The sequence below is a fragment of the Brevundimonas sp. FV1ye7S genome, from assembly GCF_058680995.1.
In genome coordinates, this window is sequence record NZ_CM178726.1 from 2,609,190 (window position 1) to 2,624,811 (window position 15,622).

The 15,622-nt window shown below is 67.4% G+C and carries 18 protein-coding genes; 8 read left to right on the forward strand and 10 right to left on the reverse strand.

Features of this window, described 5'->3' with window-relative positions:
- The first annotated feature begins 13 nt into the window (after positions 1-13).
- The 3 genes from ACW18C_RS12720 (at position 14) to ACW18C_RS12730 (ending at position 5,495) form a co-directional block, all read left to right on the forward strand.
- Positions 14-1,054 (forward strand): LacI family DNA-binding transcriptional regulator, encoded by a 1,041-nt coding sequence (locus tag ACW18C_RS12720; RefSeq protein WP_426024895.1) that lies wholly within the window; start codon positions 14-16, stop codon positions 1,052-1,054.
- 192 nt (positions 1,055-1,246) lie between these two features.
- On the forward strand, positions 1,247-3,790 hold the full coding sequence (locus tag ACW18C_RS12725; RefSeq protein ID WP_492071243.1) for a TonB-dependent receptor: 2,544 nt from the start codon (positions 1,247-1,249) through the stop codon (positions 3,788-3,790).
- A 10-nt stretch (positions 3,791-3,800) separates the two neighbouring features.
- The gene (locus ACW18C_RS12730; RefSeq protein WP_492071245.1) at positions 3,801-5,495 is read left to right on the forward strand and encodes an alkaline phosphatase D family protein; all 1,695 of its coding nucleotides are present in this window, start codon (positions 3,801-3,803) and stop codon (positions 5,493-5,495) included.
- Here the strand turns inward: ACW18C_RS12730 and ACW18C_RS12735 are convergent.
- From ACW18C_RS12735 to ACW18C_RS12770, 8 genes are read right to left on the reverse strand one after another with little or no spacing between them, the layout of a single operon-like run.
- Positions 5,479-6,723: an MFS transporter gene (locus ACW18C_RS12735; RefSeq protein WP_292147753.1), complete on the reverse strand. Its 1,245-nt coding sequence runs from the start codon at positions 6,721-6,723 to the stop codon at positions 5,479-5,481. The genes ACW18C_RS12730 and ACW18C_RS12735 overlap by 17 nt on opposite strands.
- A gap of 10 nt (positions 6,724-6,733) precedes the next feature.
- Positions 6,734-8,647: a 1-deoxy-D-xylulose-5-phosphate synthase gene (dxs, locus tag ACW18C_RS12740; protein WP_196066344.1), complete on the reverse strand. Its 1,914-nt coding sequence runs from the start codon at positions 8,645-8,647 to the stop codon at positions 6,734-6,736.
- A 57-nt stretch (positions 8,648-8,704) separates the two neighbouring features.
- Entirely contained in the window at positions 8,705-9,610 is a 906-nt protein-coding gene (locus ACW18C_RS12745) for a polyprenyl synthetase family protein (RefSeq protein ID WP_008261771.1), read from the reverse strand.
- 5 nt (positions 9,611-9,615) lie between these two features.
- The gene (locus ACW18C_RS12750) at positions 9,616-9,957 is read right to left on the reverse strand and encodes a tRNA-binding protein (RefSeq protein WP_035305605.1); all 342 of its coding nucleotides are present in this window, start codon (positions 9,955-9,957) and stop codon (positions 9,616-9,618) included.
- A complete protein-coding gene (locus ACW18C_RS12755; protein ID WP_035305608.1) occupies positions 9,954-10,205 on the reverse strand; it encodes an exodeoxyribonuclease VII small subunit in 252 nt (83 codons plus the stop codon). Before ACW18C_RS12755 ends, ACW18C_RS12750 begins: the two co-directional genes overlap by 4 nt.
- A 48-nt stretch (positions 10,206-10,253) precedes the next feature.
- Positions 10,254-10,916, reverse strand: a complete 663-nt coding sequence (locus ACW18C_RS12760; protein WP_008258932.1) for a histidine phosphatase family protein — start codon at positions 10,914-10,916, stop codon at positions 10,254-10,256.
- Between the two features lie 40 nt (positions 10,917-10,956).
- A complete protein-coding gene (locus ACW18C_RS12765; RefSeq protein ID WP_492071247.1) occupies positions 10,957-11,655 on the reverse strand; it encodes a histone deacetylase family protein in 699 nt (232 codons plus the stop codon).
- Complete coding sequence (locus ACW18C_RS12770; protein WP_492071249.1) at positions 11,652-11,876, reverse strand: hypothetical protein; 225 nt, start codon at positions 11,874-11,876, stop codon at positions 11,652-11,654. Before ACW18C_RS12770 ends, ACW18C_RS12765 begins: the two co-directional genes overlap by 4 nt.
- 73 nt (positions 11,877-11,949) lie before the next feature.
- On the opposite strand from ACW18C_RS12770, the gene ACW18C_RS12775 reads away from it, so the two are divergent.
- The 5 genes from ACW18C_RS12775 to ACW18C_RS12795 are packed head-to-tail and all read left to right on the forward strand — an operon-like array spanning position 11,950 to position 14,832.
- Positions 11,950-12,477 carry a GNAT family N-acetyltransferase gene (locus ACW18C_RS12775; protein WP_492071250.1) on the forward strand — a complete coding sequence of 176 codons (528 nt, stop codon included), beginning with the start codon at positions 11,950-11,952 and terminating at the stop codon, positions 12,475-12,477.
- Between the two features lie 14 nt (positions 12,478-12,491).
- Positions 12,492-12,776, forward strand: coding sequence for a nucleotidyltransferase family protein (locus ACW18C_RS12780; RefSeq protein ID WP_154725757.1), 285 nt, complete (start codon positions 12,492-12,494; stop codon positions 12,774-12,776).
- Positions 12,769-13,107: a HepT-like ribonuclease domain-containing protein gene (locus ACW18C_RS12785; RefSeq protein WP_492071253.1), complete on the forward strand. Its 339-nt coding sequence runs from the start codon at positions 12,769-12,771 to the stop codon at positions 13,105-13,107. The genes ACW18C_RS12780 and ACW18C_RS12785 overlap by 8 nt, the downstream gene beginning before the upstream one ends.
- Positions 13,107-14,285 (forward strand): vWA domain-containing protein, encoded by a 1,179-nt coding sequence (locus ACW18C_RS12790; protein ID WP_492071255.1) that lies wholly within the window; start codon positions 13,107-13,109, stop codon positions 14,283-14,285. Before ACW18C_RS12785 ends, ACW18C_RS12790 begins: the two co-directional genes overlap by 1 nt.
- Positions 14,286-14,331: 46 nt before the next feature.
- Positions 14,332-14,832 (forward strand): hypothetical protein, encoded by a 501-nt coding sequence (locus tag ACW18C_RS12795; RefSeq protein ID WP_292147760.1) that lies wholly within the window; start codon positions 14,332-14,334, stop codon positions 14,830-14,832.
- A gap of 76 nt (positions 14,833-14,908) precedes the next feature.
- Here the strand turns inward: ACW18C_RS12795 and ACW18C_RS12800 are convergent, their stop codons facing one another.
- Entirely contained in the window at positions 14,909-15,088 is a 180-nt protein-coding gene (locus ACW18C_RS12800; RefSeq protein ID WP_008260033.1) for a CsbD family protein, read from the reverse strand.
- Between the two features lie 85 nt (positions 15,089-15,173).
- Positions 15,174-15,617, reverse strand: a complete 444-nt coding sequence (locus tag ACW18C_RS12805; protein ID WP_008262403.1) for an NUDIX domain-containing protein — start codon at positions 15,615-15,617, stop codon at positions 15,174-15,176.
- Positions 15,618-15,622: the final 5 nt, after the last annotated feature.

Here is a 15,622-nt window from a genome sequence, read left to right on the forward strand (position 1 = left end):
AAGGGATCAGAGTTTGCGTCGCGCCGTCACCATCAAACACGTCGCCGCCGAGGCGGGCGTTTCGCTGCAGACCGTGTCGCGAGTCATCAACAACGAGCCGAATGTACGTCCGGTGGTGCAGGAGCGGGTGCGCGCCGCCGTGGCCAAGCTGGGCTATGTCCCCAGTCTGGCGGCGCGGCGGATGGGCGGCTCGCGGTCCTATCTGCTGATGGCGCTGAACGACCGGGACCGGACCATCGAGGGCTGGAAGTCCGGCGAAGGCACCGACTGGGTCGACCAGATGCTGATGGGCGGCATGCTGAAGTGCGAGGCCCACGGCTATCGGATGATCTTCGAACTGGTCGACACCCATTCGGACCACGTCGATGCGGCGGTGCGCGGGGCCATCGCCGCCCTGCACCCCGACGGCGTCATCCTGACCCCGCCCCACTCTGAGAACCCGGCCATCACCGGCCTGCTGAGCCAGCTGGGCCTGCCCTTCGCCCGGATCGCCTCGATCGCAGAAGGGGACGGATTCGCGGTGTCGATGGACGACGCCAAGGCGTCGGCCTTCGCCGTCGATCACCTGCTGGGCCTGGGCCATGTCCGCATCGGCTTCATCACCGGCAGCGAGGAATATGCGGTCAGCGGGGCGCGGCTGGAGGGGTATCGCCGCGCCATGTCGGCCTCGGCGCACGGCCTGGACGAGACGCTGGTCGCGCGCGGCGATTTTTCCTACGAGTCCGGCGTCGCCGCCATGGAGACCCTGCTGGCCCTGCCGTCGCGGCCCACCGCCGTTCTGGCCAGCAACGACCGCATGGCCCACGCGGCCCTGCGCACGGCCAGACGGAACGGCCTGGCGGTCCCTGCCGACCTGTCGGTCATCAGCTTCGACAACACGCCCCTGGCCCGGTTCGCCGACATGACCGCCGTCATTCAGCCTATCGCCGAAATGAGCGCCGTCGCCGCCGAACTGCTGATCCGCTCCACGGCCGGCGACGCCGACCTGCCCCGGCAGAGCATGGTCGATTTCGGCTTCGCCCCCAGAGGCTCCACGGCGCCGCCGAAGTCCTGATCCGTCGTCCGAACCCGCTCGGCTACACGCCCGACGCCGCTGTCGTCGCGGCCTGGGCGGTTAATGAAACGTACACGGCTTAATTGTCTTTCATCCGCCGCCTCAACGTCATGCATCGGCGTTCGCAGTGTCGCCTCGGCGACATCACCGCCGGTTACTGATCGCCGTTCAGGCCAAGCTTGGGGAAAAACGATGGCGAATGAATTCAAGACGCGGCTTATGGCTGCGGCGGCGCTGACCGGCGTGATGGCGGCGGCGCACGGGGCCCAGGCCCAGTCGGCGGAGCCGGCGACGCTTGACGAGATCATCGTCACGGCCCAATTGCGCGCACAGAAGACCATTGAGGTCCCGTTCGCCCTGACCGCCTATTCCGGCCAGTTCCTCGAGGACCTGGGCATCCAGGAATTCGAACAGCTGTCGGCCTTCGTGCCCGGCTTCCTGGTGCAGAACCAGTCGCCGAACAACCCCGGCTTCGTGATGCGCGGCATCACCTCGGACTCGGGCGCCGCCACGGCCGAGCCGCGCGTGTCGGTGTTCCAGGACGGCGTGTCGATCTCCAAGTCGCGCGGCTCCTATGTCGAACTGTTCGACCTGGAGCGCGTCGAGATCGCCAAGGGTCCGCAATCGACCCTGTACGGCCGCGGCGCCCTGATCGGCGCCGTCAACCTGGTCCAGAACCGCGCTCAGCCGGGTGAGACCGAAGCCTACGCCAATATCGAGGCCGGCAACGAAGACTACCGGATGGTCGAGGGCGCGCTGAACCTGCCCGTCGGCGAGACGGGAGGCCTGCGCCTCGCCACCCGCCTGAAGACGCGCGGCGGTTCGGTCGAGAACCTGCTGGGCGGCGAAGACTATAACGCCATCGAGACCAAGGCCGTGCGTCTGTCGGGCGCCTGGGCGCCGTCGGACGCCATGCGGTTCGACGTGATCGGCAACTATCAGAACGACCACGCCTCGGGCACCTCGTTCAAGTCGATCGCCTACGAACCGGCCGATCCAAACACCGGCGTCGTCCTGGGCGGCAAGGAACCCTGGGAGGGCGCGGCCCTGACGCCGGGCGGCGATTTCGACGGCGGCAAGTCGCTGGGCCTGAGCCGCGAAGTCTGGGGCGTGACGGGTCTGGCCCGGATCAATCTGAATTCGGCCTGGACCCTGAACTCGACCACCGCCTATCGCGAGTTCGACAACTACGAGACCTTCGACGCGGACGGCGTCTCCCTGCCCATCCTGACGGCGGCGGAAGAGACCCATGGCGAACAATGGAGCCAGGACCTGCGCCTGGGCTTCGACAACGGCGGTCGCCTGACGGGCTTCGTCGGCGCCGGCTGGTTCCACGAGGAAGGCTACCAGCGCACGCCCGCACAGTTCGACGAGCGTCTGGTCCTGGCGCAGCTGGCCGGGTTGCTGGACGGTTCACCGCTGGGCGTCGGTGACAACACCCTGCCGCTGGCGGTTTATCCGACCGTGGCGACGGGCGCGCTGGGCGCGCTGTTGGGCTCACTGTTGCCGTCTGCTGCTCAGCCGCTGGTGCCGACCCTGGCGGCCGGCATCGCCTCGAACCTGCAGTCGGCCTATATCGAAACGCCGATCAACAGCTCCGAGCTGGATTCCTACGACGTCTTCGCCGACGCCACCTACGCCTTCACCGACCGCTTCGAAGTGTCGGCAGGCGTTCGCTATACCCGTGATGAAAAGACCACCGGCTATGCAGCCAGCATCGACTCCGGCCGTTCGGCGCTGGGCACGCTTCTGGCGATCCAGGCGGGCGCGGTGCCGAGCTCATTCATCGTCAGTTCGACGGGCGTGCCCGGCTTCCTGGTTCAGCCGAACTATTCGACGCGCCCCGGCTTGCCGCTGCTCGGCTTGACGTCGCAGCCGACCGCCAACAACGGAGACTTCTCGTATTACGACTCGGAAGACGACGGCGTCACCTGGAGGGTCACGGCCCGCTACGAACTGACCGACGACACGAATGTCTACGCCAACTATGCACGCGGCCGTCGTCCGGAAGTGATCAGCGCCTCGGGTCCGTCCGCCCCCGGGGGCGCGCCGCGCTTCAGCTCGGTCGATGCCGAAACCGTCGACAGCTACGAAGTCGGCGCCAAGTCAGCCCTGTTGGACAGCCGACTGCGGATCGACGGCGCGGTCTTCATGTACAACTACGAAAACTTCCAGACGACCATCCAGCAAGGCACGACCTTCATCACCACCAACGCCGGCGAGGCCAAGTCCTACGGCTTCGAGGGCCAGGCCAACTTCGCCGTGGCGTCCAACTTCGACCTGTTCGCGACCTACGCCTACAACCACTCCCGCTTCGAGAACGGCATCTACGACGGCAACAAGTTCCGGCTGTCGCCGGACAACGCCGCGTCGATCGGCGCGACCTGGCGCCTGCCGGTGACCGGCGGCGAGATCGAGGTCCAGCCGACCTACACTTGGCAGTCCAAGGTCTTCTTCGAGGACGACAACGACCGCCCCGACCTGCAAACTGTGGCGAGCGGAGCCTTCGTCGCAGACCTGATCCAGGACGAATATCAGGACGCCTACGGTCTGTTGAACCTGCGTATCCGCTACACCCCGGACTCGACCAACTGGGGCGTCGAAGCCTTCGGCGAGAACATTCTCGACGAGGAATACATCAAGGACGCCGGCAACACCGGCGACGCCCTGGGCATGCCGACCTTCATCGCCGGTCGCCCGGCGGCGTACGGCCTGGTGTTCAAACTGAAACTCTGAGGATCGAACGATGAATCTGGATCGCCGCAGCCTTCTGGGACTGATCGGCGCGGGGGCGGCGACGCCCGCCGTCGCCCAGACCGCCCATGCCGGTCAGGTCGCCTTCCTTCACGGGGTGGCCAGCGGCGATCCGGATCAGCATTCCGCGGTCTTCTGGACCCGCGTCTCCCCGACCGATCCGTCGGTCGGGGAGATTGCGGTGGTTCTTGAAGTGGCCAGGGACGCCGACTTCACCGACATGGTGCGTCGCTTCACCGACCTGACCGCCCGGGCCGAGCGCGACTTCACCGTCAAGCACGACCTGCACGGTCGCGGCCTGGAGCCGGGTCGGGAGTATTTCTATCGCTTCATCGCCAATGGCGTGACCTCGCCGGCGGGTCGGGTCCGCACCCTGCCCCAGGGCGCGACGCCGCAGGTGAACCTGGCCGTGGTGTCCTGCCAGCTCTATCCAGGCGGCCTGTTCAACGCCTATGAGGCCATCTCGCAGCTGGACCGGTTGGACGCGGTCGTTCACCTGGGCGACTACATCTACGAATACGGCGCGGCGCCGGGCGACTACGGCATGGCGACGGGCGCGCCGCTGAACCGGGCGCCCCTGCCGCCCCACGAAATCGTCAGCCTGGCCGACTATCGGACGCGCCACGCTCAATACAAGACCGATCCCGATCTGCAGGCCGCCCACGCCCGCGCCGCCTTCATCTGCGTCTGGGACGACCACGAGGTCGCCAACGACGTCTGGATGATGGGGGCCGAGAACCATCAGCCGGCGACCGAAGGCGACTTCGCCACGCGCAAGGCGGCGGCCCTGCGCGCCTATTACGAATGGATGCCGATCCGCGAGGCCAAGGCCGGCGCGATGAAGGAAGCGATCAACCGCAGCTTCCACTTCGGCGATCTGGCCAGCCTGCACATGGTCGAAACCCGTCTGACGGCCCGCGCCGAACAGATGGACTTCGCCAACATCCCCAAGACCGCCGACGGCCGCCCGGACATCGCCGCCTTCGAGGCCCAGCGTCAGGAGCCGTCGCGCGACCTGCTGGGCGAGGGTCAACGCCGCTGGCTGGGCGAGGCCATGAGCCAATCCAAGGCCGCTGGTCGTCCGTGGCAGATCCTGGGCAACCAGGTCGTCATGGCCCGGGTCAAGGGCCCGAACATCGAACAGATGCTGCCGCCCGCCCAGGTGGCGCAGATGATCGCCAGCCTGCCCGCCGATATCCAGCCCCAGGTCGAGGCCGCGATCCAGCTGTTCAAGCTGGGCCTGCCGTTCAACCTGGACAGCTGGGACGGCTATCCGGCCGGTCGCGAGCGTCTGTACGAGACGATGAAACAGGCGGGCGTCGAGCCGATCGTCCTAGCCGGCGACAGCCACGCCTTCTGGGTCAACGAACTGTACGACAACGGCGGCCAGCGTCGCGCGGTCGAGTTCGGGACCTCGGCCATCTCCAGTCCGTCGCCCGGCGACATGGTCGGCGGCCTGCCGCTGGGCCTGGCGCTGGAAGCCGCCAATCCCGAGGTCAAGTTCTGCGACCAGGCGTCCAAGGGCTATGTCCTGCTGACCCTGGACCGGGATCAGGCGGTGGGCGAACTGCGCGCCGTCTCGACCATCCTGGCCAAGCCGTATCAGAACAAGACGGTGAAACGCTATCGGTTGGCTCAGACCGCGACCGGTCTGGGTCCGCTGGAAGACGTCACCGAACCCGCCTGATCGAGGCCACCGCCAGGGTCGCCCCGCCGAAACAGGCGGCGGCGGCCAGGAACAGGCTGCGGAAGTCCAGACCCAGGTTCTCCAGCAGGACCAGGGCGATCAGGGGCGCGATCGCCTGGGGCAGGGTCACGGCCAGATTGATCAGGCCCAGGTCCTTGCCCCGGTCCTCGACCGAGGGCAGGACGTCGGTCATCAGGGCGATGTCGATCGCGCCATAGCAGCCCTGGCCCACGCCATAGAGGGCGAAGGCGACGACCACGGTGGTCCAGTCCTGGGTGGTCGCCAGCACAGCCGCCGCGATGGCCAGCAGCACCCCGCCGGCGATGGCGAGCGGCTTGCGCCGCGTGATCCGCGAGCCGCCCATGGCGACGACGGTGCTGACCCCGACCACGCCCACGACGGCGATGGCGGTCAGCAGCGAATGGCCGGCCTCGGCCGAGCGGCCGGGAAACAGGATCGGAAAGCCGATGGCGTCGGCGATGTAGAAGAGCAGATAGAAGGCCACCAGCGAATAGCCGGTCACCACCAGGAACCGATAGGTCCAGGCCAGGGTGAAGTCGCGAACGGCGAAGGGGTGCAGCAGGCTGGGCAGAGAAAACCCTGACAAGGGCGCCCGCACCCGGTCGGCGGGCGCCGGATCCTCGCGCGACAGCAGGGCGAAGGGCACGGTCGCCGCCAGGACAACGGCGGCCAGGGTCGCGAACCGCGCGACCTCGCCCTGCGGCCCCCAGGCCATCACGACCGAACCGATCATGGCGGCCAGAGGATAGCCCATGCCCATGACCGCGGACATGGCGCTGCGCCGGTTCTCGGGCACACGGTCGGCGAACAGGGCGATCAGAGGGGCCAGCAGGATATTGAAGGTCAGCTGGAAAGCGACCAGGCCCAGCACCAGGCCCAGCGGGGTCGAGGACTGCTGGATGGCGGCGTAGCTGCCGATGGTCAGCACCGCGCCGACCACGATCCAGGGGCGCCGCCGGCCGTGCCGCGACCGGGTCCGGTCGCTGAGGGCGCCGCCGACGATATTGCCGAGCCCGGCGGCCATACAGCCCCAGAACAGGGCCTGGCTGAGCAACGGCCCCTTGGCCTGACCGTCGATCATCTCGGCGTGGAGGGGCGCGAGCACCTGAAGCAGGGGCGCCACGCCGATAAAGGCGCCGATATAGGCGACGGCGTAACCGATCAGGAAGGCCGACCCGACCGGCCGGGGAGACACGCCGGCGGTCATGCTGCGGGTCTCAGGCCCGGGCGGCCCGCGCCGTCTCGACGCCCAGAGCGCGCAAGGCGGCGGCGGCGATATGGTCCGCGTTGAGCCCGGCCAGAGCATACATGGCGGCGGGGGCGTCCTGGTCCTGGAAGACGTCGGGCAGGTTCAGGGTGCGGACCTTGAGACCGCGATCCAGCGCGCCCTTTTCGGCGAGCAGTTGCAGCACGAAGGCGCCGAAGCCGCCCATGGCCCCCTCCTCCACCGTGATCAGGGCCTCGTGCTCCCGCGCCAGGCGCAAGATCAGGTCGGCGTCCAACGGCTTGGCGAAGCGGGCGTCGGCGACGGTCGCCGACACGCCCCGGGCGGCCAGCAGATCGGCGGCTTTCAGCGATTCCTGCAAGCGCGTGCCCAGGGACAGGATGGCGACGGACGTCCCCTCGCGCACGATCCGGCCCCGGCCGATCTCGAACGGGGCTGCCAGTTCCGGGATCTCGACCCCGACGCCGTCGCCGCGCGGATAGCGGAAGGCGCTGGGGCGGTCGTCGATGGCCAGGCTGGTCGAGATCATGCCCGCCAGTTCGGCCTCATCGGCGGCGGCCATCAGCACCATGCCGGGCAAGGCGCCCATGAAGCCGATGTCGAACGAGCCGGCGTGGGTCGCGCCGTCTGCGCCCACCAGACCGGCCCGGTCCATGGCGAACCGCACCGGCAGCGACTGGATGGCCACGTCATGGACCACCTGGTCATAACCGCGCTGAAGGAAGGTGGAATAGATGGCGCAGACCGGCTTCATCCCGTCAGCGGCCAGGCCGGCGGCGAAGGTGACGGCGTGCTGTTCGGCGATGCCGACGTCATAGGTGCGGTCGGGGAAGGCCTGGCCGAACAGGTCAAGCCCCGTGCCCGAGGGCATGGCGGCGGTGATGGCCACGATCGAGGGATCCAGGGCGGCGTGCTTGATCAGCTCGGTCCCGAACACCTTGGTGTAGCTGGGCGCGTTCGACACGGACTTGGCCTGTTTGCCCGAGACCACGTCGAACTTGACCACCGCATGGAGCTTGTCGGCGCTGCTCTCGGCCGGGGCGTAGCCCTTGCCCTTCTGCGTGACGACATGGACCAGGACCGGCCGGTCCTCGATAGCCGCCGCCTTCTTCAGGATCGGGACCAGATTCTCCATGTCGTGCCCGTCGATGGGGCCGACGTAGTAGAAGCCCAGCTCCTCGAACAGGGTGCCGCCGGTGACCATGCCGCGGGCGTATTCCTCGGCCTTCTTGGCCGCGTTGCGGAACGGGCGCGGCAGGTGCTGGGCGACCGAGCGGCCCAGGCGGCGGACGTTCTGATAGGCGCCGCCGGACACCAGACCGGCCAGATAGGCGCTCATGCCCCCGACCGGCGGGGCGATGGACATGTCGTTGTCGTTCAGGATGACCATCAGCTGGCCATTGGTCGCCTCGGCGGCGTTGTTCATCGCCTCATAGGCCATGCCGGCCGACATGGAGCCGTCGCCGATGACCGCCACGACCTTGTTCTTCTCGCCCTTCTGGTCGCGTGCAGCGGCGAAGCCGAGGGCGGCGCTGATCGAGGTCGAGGCGTGGGCGGCGCCGAAGGGGTCGTACTCGCTCTCGCTGCGCTTGGTGAAGCCCGACAGGCCGCCGGGCTGGCGCAGGGTGCGGATGCGGTCGCGACGGCCGGTCAGGATCTTGTGGGGATAGCACTGGTGGCCGACGTCCCAGATCAGGATGTCCTTGGGCGTCTCGAACACATGGTGAAGCGCCGTAGTCAGCTCGACCACGCCCAGGCCCGCGCCCAGGTGGCCGCCCGTGACCGATACGGCGTCGATGGTCTCGGCCCGTACTTCTTGCGCCAGCTGTTTCAGCTGGGCGATGTCGAAGCCCCGCATGTCGGCAGGAAACTTGACGGTGTCGAGAAGCGGGGTGTCGGGCATCAGCCGGGAAAACCTTGAAAGTCTGATCAATCAACCCCTGGGGGAGATCAATGTTTCGTATCAGGACCGGCGCTTTAGCACAAAGTCCACGCTCGCCTTGAGGATTTCCGCCTCGTGCCCGAACGGCTCCAGGTGAGCCCTGGCCTGGTCAGACAGGTGCGCGACCCTCTGTCGCGCCGCCTCGAGCCCCAGCAGGGTGACGAAATTGGTCTTGCCCAGGGCGGCGTCCTTGCCGCCGGCGGCCTTGCCCATTTCTTCGGCCGAACCTTCCGCATCCAGAAGATCATCGACGATCTGATAGGCCAGGCCGACATCGTGGGCGAAGCTGATCAGGGCGTGCTGGTGCTGGGCCGAGGCCTCGGCGATGATCAGCGGAATCTCGAAGGCGTAGGCGAACAGGGCGCCGGTCTTCAGCCGCTGCATCCGGGCGACGCCGCCCAGATCGTCGCGCACGCCCAGCAGGTCGATCATCTGACCGCCGGCCATGCCCCGCGCGCCCGAGGCCATCGACAGCCGCGCCGCCAGTTCGCACCGCACGACCGCGTCTTCGTGGGTGTCCTCGTGCAGGATGATGTCGAAGGCCGCCGTCTGAAGCGCGTCGCCGGCCAGGACCGCCGTGGCCTCGTCATAGGCGCGATGGACCGTTGGGCGCCCACGCCGCATGTCATCGTCGTCCATGCACGGCAGGTCGTCGTGCACCAGGCTGTAGGCGTGGACGCATTCCAGGGCGCAGGCGGCGCGCAGCACCGACCGTTCGTCGATATTGAACAGGCGCGCGGCCTCAAGCGCGAAGAAGGGGCGCAGCCGTTTGCCGGGGCCCAGGGCCGCGTAACGCATGGCCTCGGTCAGGCGGGCTTCCGGTCCGTCGGCGCGCGGCAACAACTGGTCCAGCGCGACCGTGACCAGATCGGCGACCTCGGCCACCCGGTCGATCACGGCCTGTTCGGGCGAATTGGCGGCGAGCATAGGGGTCAAAACAGTCGCCCGCCCAGCGGCAGGTCGCGGTCCACCCCGACCAGCACCACCTCGCCGTCCGCATCGGGAAAGCCGAGTGTCAGCACCTCGGACTTCACCGGCCCGATCTGGCGCGGCGGAAAGTTGACGACGGCGGCGACCTTGCGGCCTTCCAGTTCTTCCAGCGTGTAGTGGCGGGTGATCTGGGCCGAGGATTTCTTGACGCCGATCTCGGGACCGAAATCGATCTGGAGCTTGAACGCCGGCTTGCGCGCCTCAGGAAACGGCTCGGCCTTGACGATCCGGCCGACGCGAATATCGACCTTCATGAAGTCGTCGAAGGCGATGGTCGGGGTCATTCGAACGACGCCGCCTCGACGCCCTTGGCCTGGCCGTCGGGTCCGACGACGATCTTCTCGACGCGCAGCTGGGCCGCCTTCAGACGGGCCTCGCAATGGGCCTTCAGCCGAGCGCCCTCTTCGTACAGGGCGATGGATTCCTCCAACGGCGCCTGGCCTGATTCCAGGCGTGACACGATGGTCTCCAGGCGCTGCAGGGCGTCTTCGAAGCTGAGGTCGGCGGGGATGGCGGCGGCGGTATCGGTCATGGCGCGGACCCTAGAGGGGGTCGAAGCCTGCATCAACGGTGGATGCGGCTATCGCTTCTCGTATCGGCGCTGGGACCAGTATTTGAAGCCCTGGTTATGCACCAGTTTCCAGCCGTCGGCCTTCAGACGGGCGCCGACCATGTGATTGAAATAGCCGTGGGCGAAGACCAGCACGTCCTGGCCGGTTTCGGCGCGGGCGATCAGCTTGCGCGCCGCCTGTTCGGCGCGGGCCTCGGCCTCGGCGCGGGTTTCCTGGCCGCCGTGGTGGTCGAAGGCGTGCCACCAGAAGCGCGACACCACGCCCCACCATTTCGGCGACAGCTTGATCCAGTCGGGAATTGGCGGCGGCGGCAGGGGCGCCTCGATGAACAGGACGTCCGACATGACCTCACGCCCCGCGGCGGCGGCGGCGGCGGTCTCCTGGGCGCGCTGGCGGGTCGAGGCGTAGATGGCGCCGGCGCCCTGGGCCGTGGCGACCAGCTCGGGCGGCGGAGTCTGGCCGGCCAGCAGGCCGCCGATCTCGTATTTGGCCCACCAGTCGCCGTACTGACGCGCGGTGATCAGGCATTTGCGCGACAGGGCGGGCTCGCCGTGACGCGTCAGGGTGATGGCGCCCGGGCGCAGAGCCGTTACAGCGCCGGACTCAGTCGATCCTGCGGCCTGCGGCGCAGGCTGATCGGTCGAATCGAGGGACAGGGCGGGGGATGACATGGCGATCGGACGGCCCTTAAGTTTCAAGGCTTTAGACGTCCTATTCCTCCCCGAGCGCGGCGACGTGTGCGACCGCGGAGCGGCCTAGTCCTTCAAGGTCGTAACCGCCCTCGAGCGCGGACACAACCTTGCCTGCGCAGGTCCGGCGCGCGACTTCCAGAACAGCGCGGGTCGCCCAGGCGAAATCCTCCGCTTCCAGCGACTGGTGCGCCAGCGGGTCGCGACGATGGGCGTCGAAACCGGCCGAGATCAGGATCAGGTCCGGCCGGAAAGATTCCAGCGCCGGCATCAGGCCGCCGGCGAAGGTCGCGCGCCACGCCTCGCGCGCCGCATGGGGCGCCACCGGCGCATTGACGATATTGCCGACGCCGACCTCATCCCCCGCGCCCGTGCCGGGATACAGCGGCATCTGGTGGATGGAAGCCAGGAACAGGCTGTCGTCATGCTCGAACGCGGCCTGGGTGCCGTTGCCGTGGTGAACGTCGAAATCGACCACAGCCACCCGGGCCATGCCCTCGGACTGGGCGACCCGCGCCGCGACCGCCACGGAGGAGAACAGGCAGAAGCCCATGGCGCGATCCGGCTCCGCATGGTGGCCGGGCGGACGGACGGCGGCGAAGGCGCGGTTCATCTCGCCGCGCGCCACGGCCCGGACCGCGTCGATCGCCGCCCCCGCCGCCAGCCGCGCCGCCGGAACGCTGCCGGGAGACAGCACGGTGTCGGCGTCGAGCCGGTTCAATCCCTCGGCAGGGGAAGCCTCAAGCAGGCGGCGACATAGGCGGCCGGATGCACCCGCTCCAGATCCGCGACCTCGGCCAGGGTCGCCGCGCGGCGGTCACCGGCCAGACCGGCGTCCTCCAGCGCCTCCAACACCGCCTTCAGCCGCGCCGGGCTCTCGGGGTGGCCGGCGCCGGGCGTATGATCCAGCATGGACGGATGGGTGAAGAGCGGCGCGGACATTCCGACGACGATACGCCGTCGGCCGGACCTTGTCGCCGGTGACGCGCGACGCGGCGCAATGTAGAGCCGAGCCATGACCGAGACCGTGATCCGAGCCGCCCGACCCGAAGACGCTGAAGCCTTGGGCGCTTTGGGCCGCCAGACCTTCATCGACACCTTCGTCACCGGCTTCGGCATCCCCTATCCGCAGGACGACCTGAACGCCTTTCTCGACGCCAGTTTCGATCCCGAACCGACGTTGAAGAAGCTGACCGAACCCGGCTCCGCCTGGTGGGTGGCCGAGCGGGACGGCGAACTGCTGGCCTTCGCCAACGCGGGTCCCAACGGCCTGCCCCACCCCGAGGCGCACCCGGAGCACATGGAGTTGCGCCGCCTCTATGTGTCGAAGGCCGCGCAAGGCCTGGGCCTGGGCACGAAACTGCTGACCCTGTCGCTGGACTGGATGGAGGCCCATAACCAGGGGCCGCTTTGGATCGGCGTCTGGAGCGGAAATGAAAAGGCCCAGCGTCTGTACGCCGCCTATGGGTTCGAGAAGGCGGGCGAATACGAATACCCGGTCGGCGCCTGGCGCGACCACGAGTTCATCTTGCGACGCGGATAGACTATGGTGCGGGCATGACCCGCGCCGAACTGCTGGAAAAGCTGCGTGAGCTGAAGCCCTGGCTCGAGGAGCAGGGCATCGTGAACCTGCGCCTGTTCGGCAGCTATGCCCGCGACGAGGCGGGACCCGACAGCGACGTGGACCTGCTGGTGGATACTTCCAGGCCCATGGGCATCGAGTTTCTGACCACGGAACGCCTGCTGGCCGAAAGACTGGAGACGCCGGTCGAGTTCTGTTCCTGGGAAGTCATGCGGCCCTATGTCAGAACGAAGGTCGAGAAAGACCTGATCCTTGTCTGACGAAGCCGACGCGAACCTGATCGCGGAAATCCTAGACGCCGCCGGTCGTGTAAATTTCTACATCGCATCTGAAGGCCGGGAGGGCTTCATGCGTCAGACGCTGGTTTATGACGCTGTCTGCATGAACCTGTTGCGGACGGGAGAATGCGCACGCTTCCTGAGCGACGGCATAAAGACGCGCCTCCCAGACATTCCGTGGCCCGACATCGTCAATCTGCGGAATCGTGTGGCGCACAGTTATGAGACGCTGAAGCCGGACGTTCTATGGCTGATCGCCAGCGTAAGCTTGCCCGAACTGGACCAGGCGCTTCGCAGCCTGAGCGACATCTGATGCTCCTCCCCTTCTTCACCGCCCTGCGCGACGCCAAGATTCCGGTGTCGATGAAGGAATGGCTCCATCTGATGGAGGCCATGGATCGCGATCTGGCCGGGCGCGAGATCGAGGCCTTTTATCACCTGTCGCGCGCGGTGCTGGTCAAGGACGAGAAACACTATGACCGGTTCGACCAGGTGTTCGGGACCGTGTTCAAGGGCGTGGAATCGATCGGCGCGGGCGAGGATCTGACCACCGACATCCCCGAGGACTGGCTGCGGCTGCTGACCGAAAAATATCTGACCGACGAGGAGAAGGCGCAGATCGAGGCGCTGGGCGGCTTCGACAAGCTGATGGAGACGCTGAAACAGCGGCTGGAGGAGCAGAAGGAACGCCATTCCGGCGGATCGAAATGGATCGGCACGGGCGGGACCAGCCCCTTTGGCCACGGTGGCTATAATCCTGAGGGGGTGCGGATCGGCGGGCCGGGCAAGCATGGCCGCGCGGTCAAGGTGTGGGAGAAGCGCGAGTTCCGAAACCTGGACGACACGGTCGAACTGGGCACGCGCAACATCAAGGTGGCGCTGCGTCGCCTGCGCCGGTTCGCGCGCGAGGGGGCGGCGGAAGAGCTGGACATCGACGGCACTATCGACGGCACGGCGCGCCAGGGCTGGCTGGACATCCAGATGCGGCCCGAGCGGCGCAATACGATCAAGGTCCTGCTGTTCCTCGACATCGGCGGGTCGATGGACGGCCATATCAAGCTGGTGGAGGAGCTGTTCTCGGCCGCCCGGACCGAGTTCAAGAACCTGGAGTTCTTCTACTTCCACAACTGCCTCTACGAGGGCGTCTGGAAGGACAACCAGCGGCGTCACACCGAGCGGATCCCGACCTGGGACCTGCTGCACAAGTATCCTGGGGACTGGCGGGCCATCTTTGTCGGCGACGCGACCATGTCGCCCTATGAGATCACCATGCCGGGCGGCTCGGTCGAGCACTGGAACGAGGAGGCCGGCGCGGTCTGGATGAAACGCGCCCGTCAGCAGTGGGAGAAGTCGATCTGGCTGAACCCGGTGCAGGAACGATACTGGAGCTACACCGCCTCGGTCGGCCTCCTGCGCGAGGTGATGGACGAGCGGATGTTCCCCCTGACGCTGGAAGGCCTCGACAAGGCGATGCGCGCCCTGACAAGGTAGATTTCGCGTTCGAAGCGAACGCGCCCCATTACGAAGGGCCTGACCGATGATCGCCGCCGCCTTCGCCCTGCTGTTGCTGCAACAGACCGCCCCCTCGGTCGTGTGGGAGGCGCCCGCCGCCGAGACCGCTGCGGAGACGCCGGTCGCGGCGCCCCGACATACGGTGCCGGAATGGGGCCTGGCGGATCCCTTCGGCTATGAGCGCGCGCGCTGCAGCCCCCAACTGCGCGGCGCCAGGACGCTGGAGGACTGTCAGGCCGAGGTGCGTGGACAACTCGCCTTGGCCCTGGGTGAGGATTTGCCGGATGCGCTGCGACCCGTCGGCATGGCGGGCGATTGCCAGATGACGCAGGCGACGGAGCGCGGATCGCCCTATGGGTTGCAATGCGGGCCGCAGTCGCGGACGCCCGCCGCGTCGTCCACCCCGCAGGAAATGGACTGTCGCCCTCGTCCCGTCGAAGGCGGGTTCAGCTCCGAGTGCCGGCCGGTCGATGAGGCCAAAAACAAGGGTCTGTCGCTACGTCTTTGGGGTGGCAAGGACGACTGAAAACAGGGTCCGCCCAAACCGAAACGCCGCCCGCTTTCGCGGACGGCGTTCGGGCGGTTACGGATCGGGGGAAGGCTTACTTATCGTCTTTCAAGCTGTCCTTCACGCCGCCGACGGCGTTCTGGACCTTGCCCTCAACCTGATCGGCCTTGCCTTCGGCCTGCAGCTTGGAATCGCCGGTCAGCTTGCCCGCGCCTTCCTTGATCTTGCCGCCCATGTTCTTGGCGGAGCCTTCGATACGGTCATGATCGGCCATGCTAATTCTCCTGTTCGAGCGACGTCGTCATGACGTCGCGACTCACAGAAGAAACGGGAAAGCCGTCGGGCTTGTTCCGTAAGGCTCAGCTTGCGCGACGCAGCCAGACCGCCACCGCCCAGGCGTGAGCGTCGTGCCGCAGGCGCGACAGGGCGACGGTCGGGTCCAGCCAGACCAGGGTGTGATCGTCCTCGCATTTGGCGTCAGGATTTTCGCCCGTGACCACGCCGGTCCAGAAACCGCCGATGTTGCACAGCGGCTCGCCATTGCTTTTCAGGTGATACTGGCCCGCCTCGGCGATGCGGTTCAGCGGCTTGACGTCCAGGCCGGTCTCCTCGACGAATTCTCGCACCAGGGCCTGAACCTCGCTCTCGTCCCCGTCCACGGCCCCGCCGGGCAGGTCGAAATAGGCTCCGGTCGTCCGCTCGACCCGCACGCAGGCGATCAGGCCGTCGCGTTCGACGACGCCGAACGCCGTCGCCCGGTGGCGGTAGTCGATTGCAGGATTGCGAACGCCGAACTGAAGCATGACTA